Annotated in this window: 19 protein-coding genes; 18 read left to right on the top strand and 1 reads right to left on the bottom strand. The window is 37.4% G+C overall.

Annotated features, from left to right (window positions below; translation table 11 throughout):
• The first annotated feature begins 167 nt into the window (after nt 1-167).
• Both WCV66_RS06050 and WCV66_RS26790 read left to right on the top strand, forming a co-directional pair.
• Nucleotides 168-1,169, top strand: coding sequence for a flagellin (locus WCV66_RS06050; RefSeq protein ID WP_338788290.1), 1,002 nt, complete (start codon nt 168-170; stop codon nt 1,167-1,169).
• 223 nt (nt 1,170-1,392) lie between these two features.
• Nucleotides 1,393-1,629, top strand: a complete 237-nt coding sequence (locus tag WCV66_RS26790; RefSeq protein WP_413789631.1) for a flagellin — start codon at nt 1,393-1,395, stop codon at nt 1,627-1,629.
• A gap of 488 nt (nt 1,630-2,117) precedes the next feature.
• Here WCV66_RS26790 and WCV66_RS06060 read toward each other — a convergent pair whose 3' ends face one another.
• Nucleotides 2,118-3,068, bottom strand: a complete 951-nt coding sequence (locus WCV66_RS06060) for an endonuclease (protein ID WP_338788291.1) — start codon at nt 3,066-3,068, stop codon at nt 2,118-2,120.
• A 182-nt stretch (nt 3,069-3,250) separates the two neighbouring features.
• On the opposite strand from WCV66_RS06060, the gene flaG reads away from it, so the two are divergent.
• The 16 genes from flaG (at nt 3,251) to WCV66_RS06140 (ending at nt 21,387) form a co-directional block, all read left to right on the top strand.
• The gene (flaG, locus tag WCV66_RS06065; RefSeq protein WP_338788292.1) at nt 3,251-3,601 is read left to right on the top strand and encodes a flagellar protein FlaG; all 351 of its coding nucleotides are present in this window, start codon (nt 3,251-3,253) and stop codon (nt 3,599-3,601) included.
• An 18-nt stretch (nt 3,602-3,619) separates the two neighbouring features.
• The gene (fliD, locus tag WCV66_RS06070) at nt 3,620-5,647 is read left to right on the top strand and encodes a flagellar filament capping protein FliD (protein ID WP_338789406.1); all 2,028 of its coding nucleotides are present in this window, start codon (nt 3,620-3,622) and stop codon (nt 5,645-5,647) included.
• Nucleotides 5,648-5,664: 17 nt separating this feature from the next.
• Nucleotides 5,665-6,066: a flagellar export chaperone FliS gene (fliS, locus tag WCV66_RS06075; RefSeq protein WP_338788293.1), complete on the top strand. Its 402-nt coding sequence runs from the start codon at nt 5,665-5,667 to the stop codon at nt 6,064-6,066.
• Nucleotides 6,066-6,419, top strand: coding sequence for a flagellar protein FliT (locus WCV66_RS06080; RefSeq protein WP_338788294.1), 354 nt, complete (start codon nt 6,066-6,068; stop codon nt 6,417-6,419). The genes fliS and WCV66_RS06080 overlap by 1 nt, the downstream gene beginning before the upstream one ends.
• A gap of 364 nt (nt 6,420-6,783) precedes the next feature.
• Nucleotides 6,784-7,764, top strand: a complete 981-nt coding sequence (locus tag WCV66_RS06085; RefSeq protein WP_338788297.1) for a hypothetical protein — start codon at nt 6,784-6,786, stop codon at nt 7,762-7,764.
• Between the two features lie 120 nt (nt 7,765-7,884).
• Nucleotides 7,885-8,061: a hypothetical protein gene (locus WCV66_RS06090; RefSeq protein ID WP_338788298.1), complete on the top strand. Its 177-nt coding sequence runs from the start codon at nt 7,885-7,887 to the stop codon at nt 8,059-8,061.
• Nucleotides 8,062-8,917: 856 nt separating this feature from the next.
• Entirely contained in the window at nt 8,918-9,472 is a 555-nt protein-coding gene (gene hpf, locus WCV66_RS06095) for a ribosome hibernation-promoting factor, HPF/YfiA family (RefSeq protein ID WP_066333277.1), read from the top strand.
• A gap of 56 nt (nt 9,473-9,528) precedes the next feature.
• Complete coding sequence (gene rbsK / locus WCV66_RS06100; protein ID WP_338788299.1) at nt 9,529-10,422, top strand: ribokinase; 894 nt, start codon at nt 9,529-9,531, stop codon at nt 10,420-10,422.
• Nucleotides 10,423-10,574: 152 nt separating this feature from the next.
• Nucleotides 10,575-13,085, top strand: coding sequence for a preprotein translocase subunit SecA (secA, locus tag WCV66_RS06105; RefSeq protein WP_066333293.1), 2,511 nt, complete (start codon nt 10,575-10,577; stop codon nt 13,083-13,085).
• Between the two features lie 124 nt (nt 13,086-13,209).
• Nucleotides 13,210-14,311, top strand: a protein-coding gene (gene prfB, locus WCV66_RS06110) for a peptide chain release factor 2 (protein ID WP_207976999.1) whose coding sequence is annotated in 2 segments (ribosomal slippage) — nt 13,210-13,281 and nt 13,283-14,311 — 1,101 coding nt in all. Because the reading frame shifts where the segments join, the coding sequence is not laid out codon by codon here.
• A 412-nt stretch (nt 14,312-14,723) separates the two neighbouring features.
• Complete coding sequence (locus tag WCV66_RS06115; RefSeq protein WP_066333372.1) at nt 14,724-15,584, top strand: YitT family protein; 861 nt, start codon at nt 14,724-14,726, stop codon at nt 15,582-15,584.
• 51 nt (nt 15,585-15,635) lie between these two features.
• Nucleotides 15,636-15,950 (top strand): cytochrome c551, encoded by a 315-nt coding sequence (gene cccB / locus WCV66_RS06120; protein WP_066333304.1) that lies wholly within the window; start codon nt 15,636-15,638, stop codon nt 15,948-15,950.
• 372 nt (nt 15,951-16,322) lie between these two features.
• Entirely contained in the window at nt 16,323-17,009 is a 687-nt protein-coding gene (ftsE, locus tag WCV66_RS06125; RefSeq protein ID WP_066333308.1) for a cell division ATP-binding protein FtsE, read from the top strand.
• Nucleotides 17,002-17,892 carry a permease-like cell division protein FtsX gene (ftsX, locus tag WCV66_RS06130; RefSeq protein WP_338788300.1) on the top strand — a complete coding sequence of 297 codons (891 nt, stop codon included), beginning with the start codon at nt 17,002-17,004 and terminating at the stop codon, nt 17,890-17,892. Before ftsE ends, ftsX begins: the two co-directional genes overlap by 8 nt.
• Nucleotides 17,893-18,152: 260 nt before the next feature.
• Nucleotides 18,153-19,508: a murein hydrolase activator EnvC family protein gene (locus WCV66_RS06135; RefSeq protein WP_338788301.1), complete on the top strand. Its 1,356-nt coding sequence runs from the start codon at nt 18,153-18,155 to the stop codon at nt 19,506-19,508.
• 421 nt (nt 19,509-19,929) lie between these two features.
• Nucleotides 19,930-21,387 carry a S41 family peptidase gene (locus tag WCV66_RS06140; RefSeq protein WP_066333317.1) on the top strand — a complete coding sequence of 486 codons (1,458 nt, stop codon included), beginning with the start codon at nt 19,930-19,932 and terminating at the stop codon, nt 21,385-21,387.
• The last annotated feature ends 161 nt before the right edge of the window (nt 21,388-21,548 follow it).

Raw genomic sequence — 21,548 nt, forward strand, 5'->3', positions numbered from 1 at the left:
ACTTGAGGTTTTTTTATTTTTTTCTACAAAATCTATTAAACTTTTCAACCTAGCGACGATATATAAAGTAAGAGGTTGAACAAATGGCGGCCGACATGAGGGATACCTTAAACTTAGAAGATTCACATGGATGTGGATCATTCATACATTCAAGGAGGAAATTTATAATGAGAATTAATCATAATATTGCAGCGCTTAACACTTATCGTCAGTTGAATAGTGCTTCAAGTGCTCAAGGTAAATCAATGGAGAAATTGTCTTCAGGTCTTCGTATTAATAAAGCTGGAGATGATGCAGCTGGTCTTGCAATCTCTGAAAAAATGCGTGGACAAATTCGCGGTTTGGACCAAGCTTCACGCAACTCTCAAGATGCTGTATCTTTAATTCAAACAGCAGAAGGCGGATTGAACGAAACACATGATATTCTTCAACGTATGCGTGAACTTGCAGTACAGGGTGCAAATGACACGAACGTAGATGCTGATAGAGACGCTATTCAAGAAGAATTAAACGAGTTAAAAGCAGAAATTGACCGCATTGGGGACACAACTGAGTTCAATACTCAAAAGCTACTTAAAGGTAATCTTGGTGGGACTGTAGAGCAAGACGCAACAACAACAACTGTACTTGCAGCGACTGGTGTTGCTTCTGTTGAAACATCTGGTGCAACATCTGGTACTTATGCAATTACTTCTGGTGCAGCGGGCGAGTTAACAATGACATTCGGATCAAAAACTCAAACGATTACCAATGCTGATGGTGCTCAAGAATTAAACTTCTCTGATTTTGGCATCTCAATTAAAACAAATGCTGGTTACACAGCAGATGATGCTGTTGGTGACGTAGAAGTCTTAGCAGGTTCTGCAACTTTCCAAATTGGTGCAAATGAAGATCAAAATATTAGTTTAGCTATTCGTGATATGACTACTAGTGGTACAGCAATAAATTTATCCGCTGCTGGTCGAGTTGATGTAAGTGATCATGATGCTGCAAAAGCTACTATTACTAATATTGACTCTGCTATCGAAGAAGTTTCAAAAGAACGTTCAAAATTAGGTGCTTACCAGAACCGTTTAGAGCACACTATCAACAACTTGAACACATCTTCAGAAAACCTAACTGCTGCGGAATCTCGTATCCGTGACGTAGATTATGCTTTAGCTGCATAAGCAGTTGACAAGCACAGTCGTCCTAGCTGGTAACGGCTAGAGATCATAATCGGGTGAATTGCTGGAAACCCCTTAGAGCTTTTCTTACCACAACGTAGTTGGAAACGACTAGCGTGAAGGTTTAAAAAAAGAAAAGATTGGGCAATCAGCAGCCAAGCTCCTGTCTCGAAAGAGTGGAGAAGGTTCAACGACTAGGATAAACCATCTAAAAGCTAAGCTCAAGATGATGAAATCCATAGGTGAAACAATGGTCATCAGCATTGTGAATCCGAAGTGCCCGACCCCTACTAGATTGTTAGAGGGTGAAGATATAGTCTGGTCATTTATGAAAGTAAATGTTCGCACGATGGCGAAAGAAATGATGAACCAAACTAAGAATTCTATTCTTTCTCAAGCAGCACAAGCAATGTTGGCTCAATCCAATCAAATGCCTCAAGGCGTATTACAACTCTTGAGATAATGATTAGAAGGGCGTCTAGCTTGGTAACGAGCTAGAGTATAACTGGGTGAATTGCTGGAACTTCCTAAAGCTTCATCAACCACAACGTAACCAGAAACGGTAGGCGTGATGGTGTGAAAATGATGGAGATGAAACAATGGATAATCAGCAGCCAAGCTCCTGTGGGGAAACTCTGGAGAAGGTTCAACGACTAGAATGAACTGTCTAAGGCAAAAGTTGCTATGACAATGAGATTCATAGGGTGGCATAATGTCATTCGAAGTGCCCAGCCCCTTTCTAGATAAGGGTGAAGATATAGTCTATTCTATGATCGAAAGACATAGTCGCAAAGCAAGCGAACCAACAACCACAAGGAGTTCTTCAACTTCTTCGTTAATATAGTTACTAGAAAAGGGATTCTGAATTTAGAATCTCTTTTCTCTATTTTTTAATACAATAGGTAATTGATTAATTCATGGATAACCATAAAAAAGCTGTTACTCTATGTACTATTGGTTTTCCTGTAGTATATAACAGAGATAAACGATTTGACTCCTAGTTAATCCAGTTATTTGTTTTATATCTTCAATTTGCTCAAGCAAATCACCATTTAACACTACTTGATATCCTTTTCCCTTGCTGGTAGCAGATTTTATATTTAAATAGGTTGTCTTAATTAAGTCTTGATAAAGTAGAGAATTTCTGAACAATGGTTGGAGTTTAGATAGGTTAGCTAATATATTATGTATCTCACTGGTTGGCTTTTTAAGGTGAATGGAACTTGGTAAATAAATTGTTGTTCTTTTATTCGTTTTAGAAATGCTATCATTGTGTGGAATGAAGAATTTCCTTTGCATGCTACTATGTAAATAAGGTTGGATAATTTCGAGGAAGTATAGAATCTGGGCTTTCTCATAAAGTATTAGTCTATTTTGACCATCGAGTCTAAAGGTCAATTTATAAAATGTATTTAAAAGTTCAATAAGTTCTATATTTTCTTTTTTAGAAAAGGAATCAGTAGAAAGGATAATTTTAGATACCTTTCCATTTACATTCTTCAAGTGCCCATCGTCTTGATACCACCACGCTAACGTTACTGGTGAGATTCCTTCATACAAAAGATCAAATGGTACAATCTTTTTTCTGTGTATATACCAAATATCTAAGAGTGAAATTACTATTGGTGAAGTTAATGATTGTACATATATAGAATCTGTGAATCCTATTTTAATTCTACTATCAATTACTCTTCTCTCTTTTGGTTTACTAAAAGGGACATAGTCCTTTAATTCTGTATAACAATGAATAGCCCAGTCCTTATCTCTTAAGCAATGTGAAAATCTTAGACGAGGTTTCCGATTATGTTCAATACTAATGTTGCCGTCGCCGAGTAGTTTTCCTGATATTCTATCTATTATATGTTTTGGTAAGAGACTTTTTAGAGTAAGAATTGACTCCATACTTTAACCTCCCATAAACAGTATAACAAACCTACGTTCCCTTTTTATTCAAATTCCATTACTTTTATGTAAAGATTTATCAGTCCATAGATTTGTTAATTGTACTTTTTCAACTTTTGAATTAAACAATAATCAAAAAAAGCCGATATTAATAATAGAGATCATACAGAGGAGTGTTCCTAATGTCGGTAGAAAAACTATCTTCACAGCCAGCACTTCACAACTTTGAAACAACAAAACCAACTGGCCAAAATGAAACGATCGAACATAATATAATTGCTAAGCAAAATATACAAGAAAAATCGCCATCTAAAGAGGAAATGGAACGTGTCATAGATGGAATTAATGAAGTATTACAACCGGCTAATACCCATATTAAATTTGAACTTCACGAAAAACTAAATGAATATTACGTAACTATTGTTGATAACAACACAAATGAGATAGTCAGAGAAATTCCTTCAAAAAAGTGGTTAGACATTTATGCTGCCATGACCGATTTTGTTGGACTAATCGTCGATAAAAAATTCTAGGAGGTGGATGGAGTGGCAATGAGAATAGGTGGACTAGCTAGTGGTATGGATATTGATACGATCGTATCTGACTTAATGAAGGCAGAACGTATGCCGCTAGATAAATTAACGAAAAATAAACAAGTGATAGAATGGCAGCGTGATGCTTATCGCGAGATGAACACACTGCTACTAAACTTCCGAAATCAAACATTTGATATGAAGCTATCATCTAATTTTGGTGCACGTACTGTTACCTCATCTAACGAAAGCAAAATAACTGCTATAGCAAAAAGTGCTGCAGACCTATCATCCTTTACAATTTCAAAAATTGATCAGCTTGCAACAGCTGCAACAAAGGTGAACGCAGGTGCAATTTCTAAATCTGGAACTAAGATCGATGCATCGGTAAGTCTTTATAGCATGAAAGATAACTTTGCTAATACAAACTTTGGGTGGACTTCTGGGAGTGTTGAAACCCAAACAGTTTCTCCAGCAGCCAACGGAAAAACATTCAAGCTTACTCTTACAGCTGGCGTAGAATTACAAGAAATTGCAAACCATACAACGGTTAAGGTTGATGGAAAGTCATTTAAAATCATCACTGATCCAGCATCAACGCTTCAAACTGGAGATGTAAGAGTTGATAAAGACGGCAATTTGGAGTTCTTTGATGAAATTTCTAAAGGAAGCACAATTAAGGTTGATTTTGCAGCAACTAAAAAAATTGAAACCCTAAAACCAACAGCCGACTTCACAGAAATCCAATTAGCCAAGAGTCCTATATCTCTACAGGACGAGGTTGTTGTTACAATTAACGGTATTGATTATCGAAATAGCGGTACAAATAAAAATGAACTTTTAGCAGCTGATAACTCGGTGTTTGCAAAAATTGATGAAATTGGGAAAATTATGTTTACCAATCAACAAGCAAAAGATACGGAAGTAAAAGTAGCTTATGAACAAATGTATTTTGCATTCGATATTGGTTCCCATACTTCAAATGGTCAGGTAAACGAACGATTTCTTGTCCAAGGTTCAGATTCCCTTGATTCAGTATTAAGTAAAATCTCTTCTTCTGATGCTGGCCTATCAGCTTATTATGATACATTCACAGACCAAGTAACATTAACTCGCAAAGAAACTGGTGACTTTAACGAGGCTGGAAATGAAATCATTACTACACCTGGTTTTCTAAATAATATTTTACGCTTTGGAAGTGGATCAGAAACAGGTGGGGATAATGCTGTTTTTACTGTAAACGGACTTAGCACTGAACGTACATCAAACACGTTTGACATGAATGGTGTGACATTTACGTTAAAGGATAAGCTGTTAAGTACAGAACCAAGTATTTCGATTAACGTTGCTAACGATACAAATAAAGTCGTTGAAAATATTACAAAGTTTGTTAACTCTTACAATGAGTTAATTGAAAAAATTCAAACAAAGGTGAATGAGGAGAAATACAAGGATTATCTGCCATTGACAGATAATGAGCGAGAAGGGCTATCTGAAAAGCAACAAGAAAAATGGGAAGAGATGGCGAGAAGTGGTTTACTTCGCAGAGATTCCTTACTTTCAGGCCTACTCTCAAAAATGCGGACTGACTTTTACTCACCAGTAAGTAATGCAACAATTGATTCCAACGTTAAACAATTATCTAGCATCGGGATAACCACAACGTCGAATTATCTTGAAGGTGGAAAGCTAGTTATTAATGAAGATGAGCTTCGGAAAGCAATTGAAGAAAATCCAGAATCTGTAGAAAAGCTATTTACTAGCAGCGGTTCTACAAGTGGAGAGCAAGGAATTCTAAATCGACTATATGACAGTTTAACAAATACAATGGACAGTATTAAAACTAAAGCAGGAAATTCAAATGCAACGAATGATACTTTTACATTAGGAAAAAACCTTAACAGAATTACAGACCAAATGGATCGTTTTGAAGACCGCCTAACACAAGTCGAAAACCGTTACTGGGCACAGTTCACAGCAATGGAAAAAGCAATCCAAAAATCAAATTCACAAATGTCCTTTCTCATGCAGCAATTCTCATCATAATAAAAGGAGTGTCACCCATGGCAATGAATAACCCGTACGCAGCCTATCAGCAAAATGCAGTAACAACCGCTTCCCCAGGTGAAGTTACGTTAATGCTATACAATGGCTGTCTTAAATTTATTAAACAGGCAAGTTCAGCAATTGAAAATAAAGAAATAGAAAGTAAAAATACAAATATCCAAAAAGCACAGAAAATTATTACTGAGCTTATGGTTACTTTAAATATGGATCTAGAAATCTCTAAAAGTATGATCGTTATGTACGATTATATTAACCATCGCTTAACGGAAGCGAATGTGAAGAATGATGGTTCTATTTTAACGGAAGTTGAAGGACTTGTTGTTGAATTCCGCGATACATGGAAGCAGGTTATTCAAATTACCCGTCAACAACAGCATCGTCAAGGCGGTCAAGCGTAGTGTCTCGATTAGAAAAAGTATACGGAGTAACCGAACAGCTTTTTCAATTGGTGTCAAAGCCGATCGCAAAGGAAGCTAGAGATGAATGTATTGAAGAGATAACATCTTTGTTAGAACATCGTGATCAGCTCCTAACCGATGTTCAGCCGCCTTTTACTAAATATGATCAGCAACTATTTCAGCAAATTGTCACTTGGAATGAGGTTATTACGAAAAGATTCACTGAGATTAAGCAACAAATCCAACAAGACATGATGCAATTAAAAAAGACGAAGTCGTCCAATCAACACTATGTCAATCCATATCAAGACATTTCCACATCTGATGGTATGTTCTATGATAAACGAAAATAGGTGAACCGTAATGGTATCACTTAACAAGTGATCAATATGAGCAATATGAGTTGATTCTTCACATCTAACTCTGCATTTGATCAAGTGATTTTAACTTTAGTCGGTGAGGCATCCATTTTCACAACTGTTAAAAAACTTCACGAGTTTGTTAAAACGCAATTAGTTCCTGTCTATTTAAAATGGAAAGAATCCGTTCAGACTCAGTTACAACCCTATATTACACAGTAAAACTCGTCTTTCATGGCGAGTTTTTTTCGTGAAAAGCGGTAGAGGATGAGATAAATATATGATAAAATAAATAAGAACAAATGTTCCTTTTTTTAAGCGACGAATGTATAAAATTAAAAAGGTATGTGATAAAATAATGATAATGAACAAAGTTTTTGAAAAGCCTCACGAATACTGTGCAGTTGATTATGATGGTTTATGGAAAAAGTTAATCTATGAGTTGTTTGAGGAGTTTGTCTTATTTTTTGCAACTGACCTGTATGAAAAAATTGATTTTTTAAAGGAACCTGAATTTTTACAACAGGAGCTTTTTCAGGAAATTATTAATGAAAGAAAAGGAAGACAAGTTGCTGATCAAATTGTAAAAGTATTTCTAAAAAGTGGAGAGGAGAAGTGGCTGTTAATTCACATTGAAGTACAGGGAGATCGCGATCCTGACTTTGCAAAAAGAATGTTTCGTTATTATTATCGAATATTTGATAAATACGACCAAGAAATTGTTGCGATTGCTTTATTAACAGATACCTCCAAACACTTCCGACCTAACACGTTTCATCGTACATCTTATGGAACAGTGTTAACTTATGAATATAATATTTACAAATTTATTGATCAAGATAAAACAAAGCTTCTGCAATCGAGTAATCCATTTGCTATTGCAGTATTAGCTGGAAAGCTTGCAAATGAAGCAAAAAATGACTCAGAGAAGCGTTATCGTTTTAAACGAAAATTAATCCAATTAGTGTTGCAAAAAAATGATTATCCCCAAGAAGAACGATACATATATTTATCCGCATTAATATACTTCATTGATTATTTATTACAAATCCCGATTGAATTAACACAAAAACTACAGAATGAAATCATTCTTACAAAGGAGGAAATAGAAATGATGTATTTAGATCGAAACAATTTGCCACCGACTTTTGGAGAATTGAAGAGGTTGGTAAGGGAAGAAGGAAGAGAAGAAGGAAGAGAAAAGGGAATTGAAGAAGGTCAAAAGCTGGTTGCAGTTGAACTTTTGAAAGATGGTATGCCTGTATATCTAGTTGCTAAGTATGTAAAGCTGTCAATTGAGATAGTAGAGGAATTGAAGGGGAAATATCTGAACAATTAGGGGAGATATATTTAACCTTATCCCGCATTAATATACTTTATTGATTATCTATTACAAATCCCGATTGAATTAACACAAAAACTACAGAATGAAATCATTCTTACAAAGGAGGAAATAGAAATGATGTATTTAGATCGAAACAATTTGCCGCCGACTTTTGGGGAATTGAAGAGGTTGGTAAGAGAAGAAGGAAGGGAAAAGGGAATTGAAGAAGGTCAAAAGCTTGTTGCAGTTGAAACTTTTAAAAGATGGTATGCCTGTAGCTCTAGTTTCCAAGTATGTAAAGCTGTCAATTGAGATAGTGGTGGAACTGAAGAGAAAATATCTGAACAATTAGGAAAGTAATTCTAATACCCAATTGTATGTCCTAAAAAAATCTGCTCATCTATAAAATAAAATCTTTTAGAAAGAGATGTAAATGTAGTTATAAAGATTTTGAAATGATAATGAAGGAGGCGTCATAAAGGAACAGGAAACAATGCTGAAGGAAATACTTAATGCATTAAAATTACATTCAGATCATATGGATCAAAAGTTTAAATAAGTTGATGAAAGATTCGACATTTAATTGAAGGACGATTAGATAGAATGGAGAAGAAAATGGATGGCATTCGTGATGAACTAACAGAGACATAAGAAACGCTTGATTTTATCTCCGTAGAAACTTTACAACATGAGAAAAAGCTTCGAGAAATCAATCAATCATAATACACCTCAGCCTCTAAATCCTCGTGCACTGTACTACCGGAAAAGCCCAAGCAATGGATGTGGTATCAAGCCAGCATGCTAAATTTGGAGTCTATCATCATACACTCGAAATAGTGTTTTCGAATCACATATTCGTGTAAATATGACGAAGAACTATTGGAACAAACGAAAAGTTTCACGCTCTCTTAAGTCACCCAAGAAATAATATTCCAACCAATCAACTAACACAATAATTTGAACTTAATAAAGCCTACCTTAATCAAGCAATACATATCCCCAAATGTAAGCGCATATACTATTACACTTAATCCTGTATTTACAAAAATAAAACAATCTTCAACATTTTTCACAAATTTTTCACGAAATTTTTACGTTTTAGCAGGAGACAAGCAGGGAAATATAGAATTAAGTATACATAGCTTTATCATAAAGGAGGAGTTCAATCATGAGATATAACGTCAGAGGGGAAAACATTGAAATAACTCCAGCATTAAGAGAATATGCAGAAAAGAAAATTGGTAAGCTTGAGCGATACTTTGAAGATTCAGTTGACGCAAATGTAAATGTAAACTTAAAATTCTATAATGACCAGGAGTCAAAAATAGAAGTAACGATTCCAATGACAGATCTTGTGCTCCGTGCTGAGGAGCATAATCAAGATATGTATGCAGCCATTGATCTTGTGGTAAATAAATTAGAACGTCAAATTCGTAAGCATAAAACAAAAGTCAATCGCAAGCTTCGTGAGCAGGGTGCTCCAAAGTTTGTATTTAGCAATTTACTACCTGAAGAAAACGCTCCATTAGATGAGGAAGATCAGGAAGAGGTTGTTCGTACTAAGCGCTTTAACTTAAAGCCGATGGACAGCGAGGAAGCGATCCTGCAAATGGACATGTTAGGTCATAGTTTCTTTGTATTTACGGATTCTAAAACGAATAAAACGAATGTTGTCTATAAACGTAAAGATGGAAAATATGGCTTAATTGAGCCTCACGTATAAAACAAGGACAGCGCCTAATTAGGGCGCTGTTATTTTATTTCATAGGGGAGAAATTGATGAGTAAACCTAAAATTACCGTAATAGGCAGTATAAACATGGACCTTGTTACGAAAACAAATACAATTCCAAAAGTCGGGGAAACCGTTTTAGGGGAATCCTTTTTAACAATTCCAGGTGGAAAAGGTGCCAACCAGGCTGTAGCAGCTGCTAGATTAGGAGCAGAAGTGACAATGATTGGCTGTGTAGGGGACGACGCATTTGGTAGTGAATTAAAAAATCATTTAACCGCACAGGGAGTTGCGATGGAAAATGTAAAAACAATTCCTGAAACTTCAACTGGTATTGCCTCAATTACTCTTTCCGATGGAGATAACAGCATTATCATCGTATCTGGTGCAAATAATTTTGTCACACCTGAGATTGTTAAACAGCATGAACACATCATTGCTGAAAGTGATATCGTGCTTTTACAACTCGAAGTCCCATTACAAAGTGTTATCGAAGCTGTTCAACTAGCAAGAAAACATAACGTGCGAGTGATCTTAAATCCTGCTCCGATTCAAAAACTACCAAAGGAACTAATCCTACAAGTAGATTACATAACACCAAACGAACACGAACAAGAAATGCTCTTATCTAGAAATGACATGACTGACGAAGAATTAATCCAAGTTAAAGAAAAATGCATCGTAACAAAAGGCTCAAAGGGTGTAATGCTTTATCAAAATGGAGAAACTTTTATCCAAGGCTATAAAGTCAAAGCTGTTGATTCTACTGGTGCAGGAGACTCCTTCAATGGAGCGTTAGCTTTCTCTTTAAGCAATGGTGCTGCCTTAAAAGAATCCTGCCAATTTGCCAATGCAGTTGCAGCATTGTCTGTTACTAAACTTGGTGCTCAAGCGGGGATGCCGACATTAAAGGAAGCGGAAGAGTTTATTTCTACACGGTAATTGTCTCACCAGATCGATTCGACAAAATTCGGGTGGTGACAGGCACCTGGTTGTACCCCACTCCAAATAGTGCTAAAATAAAGGATAGTTTAACAAAAAACAATCAACAAACAAAAATGATAATTTCACTCTAAACACAGAGGAGCGTTATGATGCTTGGAATTTTAAATAAGGTGTTTGATTTTAACAAACGTGCGTTAAATCGTTATGAAAAGATGGCTGATCAGATTGATGCATTAAGCAGTAAAATGAGCGGTTTATCTGATGATGATCTTAAAGCAAAAACAGAAGAATTTAAGGGTCGCGTTGCAAAAGGTGAATCACTCGACGATCTTTTAATAGAGGCGTTTGCTGTTGTTCGTGAAGCAGCGAAGCGTGTGTTAGGCTTACATCCATACAAGGTACAGTTAATGGGTGGTATTTCCTTACATGAAGGGAATATTTCAGAAATGAAAACAGGTGAAGGGAAAACCTTAACTTCAACAATGCCTGTTTATTTAAATGCGCTATCTGGTGAAGGTGTACATGTTGTCACAGTCAATGAATATTTAGCAAGTCGTGATGCACATGAAATGGGACAATTATTTGAATTCCTTGGCCTAACAGTTGGTCTTAACTTAAACTCACTTAACAAAGATGAAAAACGTGAAGCATATGCTGCAGACGTTACATATTCAACAAACAATGAGCTTGGCTTTGATTATTTGAGAGATAATATGGTTCTTTACCGTGAGCAAATGGTACAGCGTCCACTTAATTTTGCCGTAATCGATGAGGTTGACTCGATCTTAGTCGATGAAGCGAGAACACCGTTAATTATCTCAGGACAAGCTGCGAAATCGACAAAGCTTTATATCCAAGCGAATGGCTTTGTTCGCCAATTAAAGCAGGAAGAAGATTTTACATATGATGTGAAAACAAAGGCTGTTCAGCTTACAGAGGACGGTATGACAAAAGCTGAAAAAGCCTTTGGAATTGAAAATCTTTTCGATATCAACCATGTTGCGTTAAATCATCACATCAACCAAGCGTTAAAAGCACAATTTGTGATGCAGCGCGATGTTGACTATGTTGTTGAAGAAGAACAGGTTGTCATTGTTGACTCGTTCACTGGTCGTCTAATGAAGGGACGTCGCTATAGTGATGGGCTTCACCAGGCAATTGAAGCTAAAGAAGGTCTAGAGATTCAAAATGAAAGCATGACACTTGCAACAATCACATTCCAAAACTACTTCCGTATGTATAAAAAGCTTTCTGGTATGACTGGTACAGCGAAAACAGAGGAAGAAGAGTTCCGCAACATTTATAACATGCAGGTTGTCGCAATTCCAACAAACAAGCCAATTGCTCGTGATGATAAAGCTGATTTAGTTTACCGTTCCATGGAAGGGAAATTCCGTGCAGTTGTCGAGGATGTATCACAACGTCATGATCTAGGTCAGCCAATTTTAGTTGGTACGGTTGCTGTTGAAACATCTGAATTAATTTCTCAGCTACTTAAGAAAAAAGGAGTTCCCCATCATGTGTTGAATGCAAAAAACCATGAGAAGGAAGCAGAAATTATTGAAAATGCAGGTCAGCGTGGAGCTGTTACAATTGCAACAAATATGGCTGGTCGTGGTACAGATATCAAGCTTGGTGATGGAGTTCGTGAGATAGGTGGTTTAGCGGTTATCGGGACTGAGCGTCATGAATCCCGCCGTATTGATAACCAGCTTCGTGGACGTTCAGGACGTCAAGGTGATCCAGGGGCAACACAATTCTATCTTTCTATGGAAGATGAGTTAATGCGCCGCTTTGGCTCAGAAAATATGATGAATATGATGGATCGTCTAGGTATGGACGATACGCAACCAATTCAAAGTAAAATCGTCTCTCGTGCTGTTGAATCTGCACAAAAACGTGTTGAAGGTAATAACTTTGATGCACGTAAACAGCTTCTACAATACGACGATGTATTACGTCAGCAACGTGAAGTTATTTATAAACAACGCTTTGAAGTTCTTGATTCAGATAACCTTCGTGAGATTGTTGAAAAAATGCTTCTGTCAACGATTGAGCGCACTGTAGCTACTTATACACCACAAGATGAGGTTGAGGAAGAATGGAACTTAGAAGGTATTATCGATTATATGAATGCCAACATTCTTCAAGAAGGTGAACTTGGAATATCTGATCTTCGTGGAAAAGATCCAGAAGAAATGACAGAGCTTATTAGCAAAAAAGCAATCGCACTGTACAACTTGAAGGAAGAAGACTTCGGCGATGAGCAGATGCGTGAGTTTGAAAAAGTTATTCTTCTTCGTGCGGTTGATTCAAAATGGATGGATCACATCGATGCGATGGATCAGCTTCGTCAAGGTATTCATTTACGTGCATACGGTCAAAATGATCCGTTGCGTGAATACCAAATGGAAGGCTTTGCGATGTTTGAAAACATGATTGCCTCCATTGAAGAGGATGTTGCGAAATATATTATGAAAGCACAAATTCGCAATAATCTTGAGCGTCAAGAGGTAGCGAAGGGCCAAACAGCCGTTCATCCAAAAGAAGGCGATGAACCGCCAAAGAAAAAACCGTCTCGTAAAGTCGTGGAAATTGGTCGAAATGAGCCATGTATTTGTGGTAGTGGTAAAAAGTACAAAAACTGCTGTGGCCAATAAATAGCTTTCAATAGAGAAAAAGGTATATAATATAGAAATTACTTAAACTGAGAGAGGTGACATTACACCTCTCTCTTGTTTGCGGATTTATCCTGTCATACAAATTAAACCTGAGGTGACTGTAATGGAATTAGTAGAAATTCGACAAGAGCTTGAAAAAACAGCTAAACGTTTAGCGGACTTTAGGGGGTCTCTTTGACCTCGATATAAAAGAAGCTCGTATTCAGCAACTAGAAGGGCAAATGACTGCACCTGATTTTTGGGATAACCAAAACGCTGCACAAACGGTAATAAATGAAACAAACGCATTAAAAGAAATGGTTGACCAGTTTCATGAGTTAAATGAGTCATATGAGAATCTTCAATTAACTTATGAACTCGTGAAAGAAGAAGAAGATGCGGATTTACAGGAAGAGCTTGTTTCTGAAATCAAGGATTTAGTAGGGAAGTTGAATGACTTTGAACTTCAACTGTTACTAAGTGAGCAGCATGACAAAAATAATGCGATTCTTGAGCTACACCCAGGTGCTGGTGGAACGGAGTCTCAAGACTGGGGCTCAATGCTATTGCGTATGTACACACGATGGGCTGAGAAAAAAGGCTTCAAGGTTGAGACGCTTGATTATTTACCAGGTGATGAGGCTGGAATAAAAAGTGTTACCCTCCTGATCAAAGGACATAACGCATATGGCTACTTAAAAGCAGAAAAAGGCGTTCATCGCTTAGTACGTATTTCACCTTTCGATTCATCAGGCCGTCGTCATACTTCATTCGTTTCCTGTGAGATTATGCCTGAATTTAATGAAGAAATCGATATCGAAATACGGACTGAAGATTTAAAAGTTGATACGTACCGTGCGAGTGGAGCTGGTGGACAGCATATTAATACAACTGACTCTGCTGTTCGTATCACACATTTGCCAACAAATATTGTTGTGACATGTCAAACAGAGCGTTCCCAAATTAAAAACCGTGAGCGTGCAATGAAAATGCTTCAAGCTAAGCTATACCAAAAACGAATTGAAGAGCAAGAAGCTGAGCTTGCGGAAATCCGTGGTGAGCAAAAGGACATCGGCTGGGGCAGCCAAATTCGTTCTTATGTATTCCACCCATATTCAATGGTAAAGGATCACCGTACAAATACAGAAATCGGAAACGTACATGCGGTCATGGATGGAGAATTAGATCCGTTTATTGATGCGTTCTTACGTTCGAAATTATCATAAATTAATGAAGCAACTCGTATTGTGAACGCAATCGGGTTGCTTTTTTTATAGCTGGGGCTAAGGGCATTGAATTAGTCAAATACAAAATTATCAGTAAAAGTTGCAAAAAAATCATCCGCATTTGCAAAATTTTTAATATAAGTTGCAAAATAAGTATCCAAACTTGCAAGAATCACTACTTAACTCCTCTAAACCTTCTATAGTGCCTCACATTTCTATGAACTTTTTCCTCTATAAAACCCCACTTCGTAATTTTTTCTCCAAAGTAGCAAACACTAATCAAAATTACCCTCTCTTTACCTCGTTACCACGTTATTTAGCTGTCATTCACAGACAAAATAACGAGTGCTATACTCATTTAGGACATCTCATGAATAACAAAAAAGCTAAAAAGGAGGTACATTTCCAATTGATTCGCAAAAGAAATCATTCATACAATCCTAGGCTAGAAAAAGTGATTGAATACATATACATATTAATTGGTTCATCATTCGTTGCGATCGGTTTTAATTTATTTTTACTGCCAAATCGAGTTGCATCGGGTGGTGTAAGTGGTATTAGTACGATCCTTGATGCGACATTTGGATTCGAGCCTGCGTATGTGCAGTGGGCCTTTAATATTCCGCTATTTATCGCCGGTGTGATTTTATTAGGGAAACAATTCGGTATCAAAACATTAGTTGGAACTATTTTTGTACCACTAGTTGTCTATCTAACGAGAAACTGGGAGCCGGCCACAATGGATCCTTTGCTCGGTTCATTATTTGGTGGAATTGCCATCGGTCTTGGTTTAGGTATTGTATTTAGAGGAAAGGCATCAACTGGAGGGACAGATCTTGCTGCACAAATTATTCATAAGTATACAGGGCTTACACTTGGTACTTGTGTAGCACTACTAGATGGATTTATCGTGCTAGCGGCGGCGTTTGTGTTCGATATTGAAAGAGGGCTTTATGCGTTAATCGGCTTATATGTGACGAGTAAAACGATTGATATCGTTCAAATTGGCTGGGGGCGTTCGAAAATGGCGATGATAATAACTAATCAGCAAAAGGAGATTCAGGATGCGATCCTCCATGAAATTGATCGAGGTGTGACCCGGTTAGCAGCACACGGGGGGTTTACGAACAATGAACGACCCGTTTTAATGTGTGTTGTTGATCAAACGGAATTCACAAAATTGAAACAACTCGTTAAAAGCATTGATCCATATGCATTTGTTACTGTAACAGATGCTTCAGAGGTTCTTGGCGAAGGTTTCAAACGTGCCTAGTTAGGTTATAATAACCTAGAAATTATATACATAAAGAAGGAGGAAATCCTGTTGAAAACCAAGCTACTTACATTATTACTTGGAACATCGGTTATTCTTGGCGCTTGTGGTGGTGGAGAAGAGCCTAAGGAAGAAGCAAAAGGCGAGGCTAGCGGTGATGCAGAAACGATCGTTCAACAAAGCTGTATTGGCTGCCATGGTGAAAATCTAGAAGGTAAAAATGGTCCAGACTTACGTGAAGTCGGAGCGAAATATGAAAAAGAAGAAATAAAAGAGATCTTAATCAACGGTCGTGGAGGCATGCCAGGAGTATTACAGGATGCTGACGCTGAAGTTGTCGCAACATGGTTGGCAGAGAAAAAATAAATCGCCCTAAATGAAATATATTGTAATAAAATGAAAGGTTGACTCCGACAAAGGTCATCCTTTTTTTATTTTTTCTTGCAATATTAGTCAGAAGGTTCTAAAATTTTAATAGTAAAACGCTTACTTATACATAATCCTTTTGTCACATTATCCCATACAACCCTCAAAAAAACTTATTATATCAAGGTTTTTGAAGGTTTAATATGCTTGAAATGAAATTGTAATATAAATTTAGTCTATTTTTGACGAAAATTGATGGTATAATAAATCTTGTAGTTTTGAAGACAAGGAATTATTATGTCTGTTTAGTCGACAATTTACGACAATGAACGACATATTTCCAAATAAAAACAACTATTAGGTGGTTTTTCTATGATAGAAATGTCAGAAGTATATAAAACATATCCCAATGGTGTTTTAGCCATTAATGGGCTTGATATAATGATTAACCAAGGTGAATTTGTTTATGTAGTTGGACCTAGTGGAGCTGGGAAGTCAACATTTATTAAAATGATGTACCGTGAGGAAAAACCTTCAAGCGGGAAGATCATCATTAATGGTGTCGATTTATCAAAGCTTAAGGAAAATAAAGTTCCGATGTTAAGACGTAGTATTGGTGTTGTGTTCCAGGATTTTAAACTATTACCAAAACTAACAGTCTTTGAAAATGTTGCTTTTGCATTAGAAGTGATCGGTGAAAACCAAAAAAATATTAAAAAGAGAGTACTAGACGTACTAGATTTAGTTCAGCTTAAGCATAAGGCACGATTCTTCCCTAATGAATTATCAGGTGGGGAACAGCAACGTGTTTCTATTGCGCGTTCAATCGTTAACAATCCTGCAGTAATGATCGCGGATGAACCAACCGGTAACCTTGATCCTGATACGTCATGGGAAATCATGCACCTATTTGAGGAAATCAATAATCGTGGTACAACGATTGTTATGGCAACACATAACAGGGAAATTGTAAATACGTTGAAAAAGCGTGTCATCGCAGTCGAAGATGGAAAGATTGTGCGTGATGAAGCAAGAGGGGAGTACGGTTTATATGATTAATACTCTTGGTCGTCATTTTCGTGAAAGTTTAAAGAGTCTAGCAAGAAATGCATGGATGACGTTTGCATCAGTCAGTGCAGTAACTGTGACATTAATTTTAGTTGGTACATTCTTAGTCATTATGATGAACCTAAACAATGTTGCAGATAATCTTGAAAACGATGTTGAAGTTCGTGTTCTTATCGATGTAACCGCTAAAGAGGATGCACAAGCAAAGCTTAAGAGTGAGATTGAAAAGATTAAAGAGGTAGAATCTATTGTTTACTCTCCGAAGGAAAAAGAGTTAGATAACTTAGTTGAGAGTTTAGGTGAAGAAGGGGAATCCTTTGAGCTTTTCGAGCAAAATAATCCATTAAACGATGTTTTTGTTGTCAAAGCAAAGGAACCACAGGATACAAAGCTAATTGCTGATAAAATTGCAAAATTTGAAAATGCATCAAAAGTGAAATATGGTCAAGATGAAGTTGAAAAGCTTTTTGATGTTATATCACTTTCTCGAAATATTGGATTAGGTCTTATTATAGGTCTGATTTTTACAGCGATGTTCTTAATATCTAATACAATTAAAATTACGATTTTCGCTCGTAGACATGAAATCGAAATTATGAGACTTGTTGGTGCCACAAATGGATTTATACGCTGGCCGTTTTTCTTAGAGGGTTTATTTTTAGGAGTACTCGGTGCGGTTGTTCCGATCGTGCTTATCATAGCAGTATACAAATCGTTATACACATGGGCTTTACCAAAGCTTCAAGGCTCGTTTGTTGAGTTCTTGCCGTTTAGTCCATTCGTATTCCAAGTATCAGCCATCCTATTATTAATCGGTGCTTTAATCGGTGTATGGGGAAGCTTAATGTCAGTACGTAAATTCTTAAAAGTGTAAACTAGCAGTTTTTTGACTGCTAGTTTACTAGTTTTTGTAGATTAGGAAATTATAAAATGCTTGGACTATGGATATGAGCTCGACATCCAGCTCCAGCGCCTAGCGCCTAGTGAACTTCACACTCCTTATACGCTAAGTCAACATCGAATCGCTTACGCTCTTCGTGTTTCCTTTATCTCATACGGAGTGATCTTGTTTCTCGTCGCTGACCAAGGCGCTTGCGCTTTTGATACATAATGCAGGGGAGGAAAGAGAAAAACATGATGAAAAGAAAAATAGTAACGTTCAGCTTGGCTGCGATCATTGGGACAAGCGGGTTATTTCTGCCATATAACAATCTTGCCTTCGCTGAAACGTTAGATGAGAAAAAGAAGGATATTCAAAGCAAGCAATCTGACGTATCTTCTAGTATTGATGAAAAGGAAAGTGAAATCACAAACCTAGAGCAAGAGAAAGAACAGCTTAACGCGGATATCAAAAACATTGATATGCAAGTTGCTGAGACGAACGGTGAAATTAGAGAAAAAGAAGCTACTATCGAGGAAACAAAGAAAAAGATTGAAGAGTTAAAAGCAGAAATTGAAGTTGTAAAGGCAAGAATCGCTGAGCGTAATAAATTATTAGAAGACCGTGCACGTTCTCTTCAAGAGAGTGGCGGTATGGTTAGCTATTTAGATGTGCTACTTGGTGCTCAAAGCTTTGGTGACTTTGTCGGACGTGTTAGTGCCGTTACAACAATTGTCGAAGCAGACCGTGAAATTCTTAAAGCACATGAAGAGGATAAACAACTTTTAGAGCAAGCAGAGGCAGATCTAAATAGCCAGCTTCAATCGTTAGAACAATCACTAACTGAATTAGAAGGTCTTAAGGAACAATTAAGTGCTCAAGTCAAACAAAAGCAAGAACTTATGAAAAAAGTAGAGCTGCAGCATGATGAAGCGGTTCATGAAGTTCATGAATTAGAAGATGAAGCAGAATTTTTGGCGGAACAAGCAAAGGCAATTGAACTAGAACAACAAAGACAAAAAGAGGCAGCCGAAGAAGCAGCTCGTGCAGCCGCAGAAGAAGCAGCTCGTGCAGCGGCAGAAGAAGCTAAGAAGAAAGCAGCTGCTACTTCAAGCTCGAGTTCAAGTTCAAGTTCAAGCTCAAGTTCGTCTTCAGGCTCAACTACTTCAACAGCTTCAACAGAAAAACCAGCTGTTTCAAGTGGTAACTTTATGTGGCCAGCGTCAGGAAGACATTCTTCTGAATATGGATATCGTATCCATCCGATTACAGGAGCTCAAAAATTACATTCAGGTATAGATATTGCAAATAGTACAGGTACTCCAATTGTTGCATCAGCTAGTGGGACTGTTATCCGTTCACATTATTCTAGCAGCTATGGAAATGTAGTCTACATTTCACACAACATTAATGGACAAGTTTATACAACTTTATATGCCCATATGGAAGCTCGCTATGTAAGTGCAGGTCAGTCCGTATCTAAAGGTCAACAAGTAGGTACTTTGGGTACGACTGGGCAGTCAACTGGCCCACATTTACATTTTGAAATTCACAAAGGGCCATGGAACGGATCATCAAGTTCTGTAAATCCTAGAAGCTATCTACCATAAACATACCCTTTCAAAAACCTCTAAAACATCATGTTTTAGAGGTTTTTTTGTGTCTAACGCATTAAATTCCTCATCGCTAAATTAGCATAAAAAAGCGAATCCTATATCTCATACGGAGTGCTTCTATTCATGCGTCCCTAAACGAGTGCTTTTGTTCTACACCAGAATTTATATCTTTTCTTAATCAGTTTGGTGTCTAGCTCCAGCTGTAGACCCTCTTAGGTCTACAGCTACTCAGGAATTGAAGACAAAGAACGTCTTCTATTCCTGAGCGTCTTATGCCTGCCTTAGTCTGTTCAAGGCGCTTCCGCTTTTCTTAGATTGCCTTACATGATTTGTACAAGCTTGACATATACTAAAAAAAGTCTAAATATCAGCTGTTTTACATAAACCTGGCTACATTGGAAATAGGAGGTATAGGATGAATCAGAGAATAACAGCATTGTTGATCGCATTAGCATTAGTAGTAGGGGCAGGTGGCATGTATGTTGGAATGGAGTTATCTGCTCATGAAGCTCCAAAAGAAGTTGAGGCAGTCCCGACACTTGGTAGTGTTTTTAATGCAGAAGAACAGGCATCAGAAATTGAGGGGTTTGATAAATTCAAACAAGCACTTGAGTTAATTTCAACTCGCTATGTGGAGGAAGTAGATGAGGAGGAGCTGTTAGAAGGGGCGATCCAAGGCATGCTCTCCACATTAGATGATCCGTACTCAGTGTACATGGATAAGGAAACGGCAAAGCAATTCTCGCAGTCACTTGATTCTTCCTTTGAAGGAATTGGTGCAGAGGTTGGCATGAAAAGTGGTAGAGTAACCATTGTTGCTCCTTTCAAGGGATCTCCTGCCGAAAAGGCTGGACTTCAACCAAATGACCAGATTGTTAGCATAGATGGTGAAGATGTAGAAGGATTAGATCTTCATGAAACAGTGTTAAAGATTCGTGGTGAAAAAGGAACAAAGGTAGCAATTGAGGTTGTACGACCAAATTCAAGGGAAAAGATTACATTTGATGTTGTTCGTGATGAAATTCCACTTGAAACTGTCATTGGTTCAACAAAGGAGTATAAAGGGAAAAAGGTAGGGTACATCCAAATAACCTCTTTTTCTGAAAATACAGCGGAAGACTTTCAAAAGACGCTAACAAAGCTAGAAAAAGATAATATTGAAGGGCTTGTATTAGATGTACGTGGAAATCCTGGTGGTTACCTGCAAAGTGTGGAGGAAGTTCTAAAACAATTTGTAACAAAGGAAAAGCCTTATATCCAAATTGAAGAGCGAAACGGTGATAAAAAGCGTTACTTTTCATCACTTACTAAGAAAAAGGAATACCCTGTCAGCGTGTTAATCGATAAAGGGAGTGCTTCAGCTTCTGAGATCCTTGCGGGGGCTTTAAAGGAAGCGTCAGGCTATGACATAGTCGGTGTCACCTCTTTTGGTAAAGGAACTGTACAACAGGCAGTACCAATGGGAGATGGCAGTAACATCAAACTAACCCTCTATAAATGGTTAACACCTGAAGGGAACTGGATCCACAAAAAAGGTGTTGAGCCAACCATTAAGGTAGAGCAGCCAGAAATATTCCAATTAAGCCCGATCCAGCTCGAAAAAAGTTTAGAGCCTGATATGAATAATGACCAGGTAAAAACAGCGCAACTTATTTTAAAAGGGCTAGGCTTCAAACCGGGAAGAGAAGATGGCTACTATAGCAAGGAAACAGAAACAGCTGTAAAAGCCTTTCAAGAAGCAAATGAACTACCAATAAACGGAAAAATCGATCTCCAAACGGCAGATACACTAAATCAAAAAATAGTTGAATTAAAAGGGAAAGAAGAAAATGACCTCCAGTTAAAAACAGGGATCAAGGCGTTGTTTGAATAAATGTTTGAGTGTTTGGGGACAGTCCCCCGCCGCTTTAAAGCGGTGAGGGACTGTCCCCATTTTAATTCATCACATAAGGACGTAAAATTACCATCCGATCCGAAATAGTATAAATAAAGAGATCTTAGGTATCTTAGGTATTTAATATAAGAGAGAAGGCC

This window comes from Metabacillus rhizosphaerae, from assembly GCF_037201795.1.
Lineage (GTDB): Bacteria > Bacillota > Bacilli > Bacillales > Bacillaceae > Metabacillus > Metabacillus rhizosphaerae.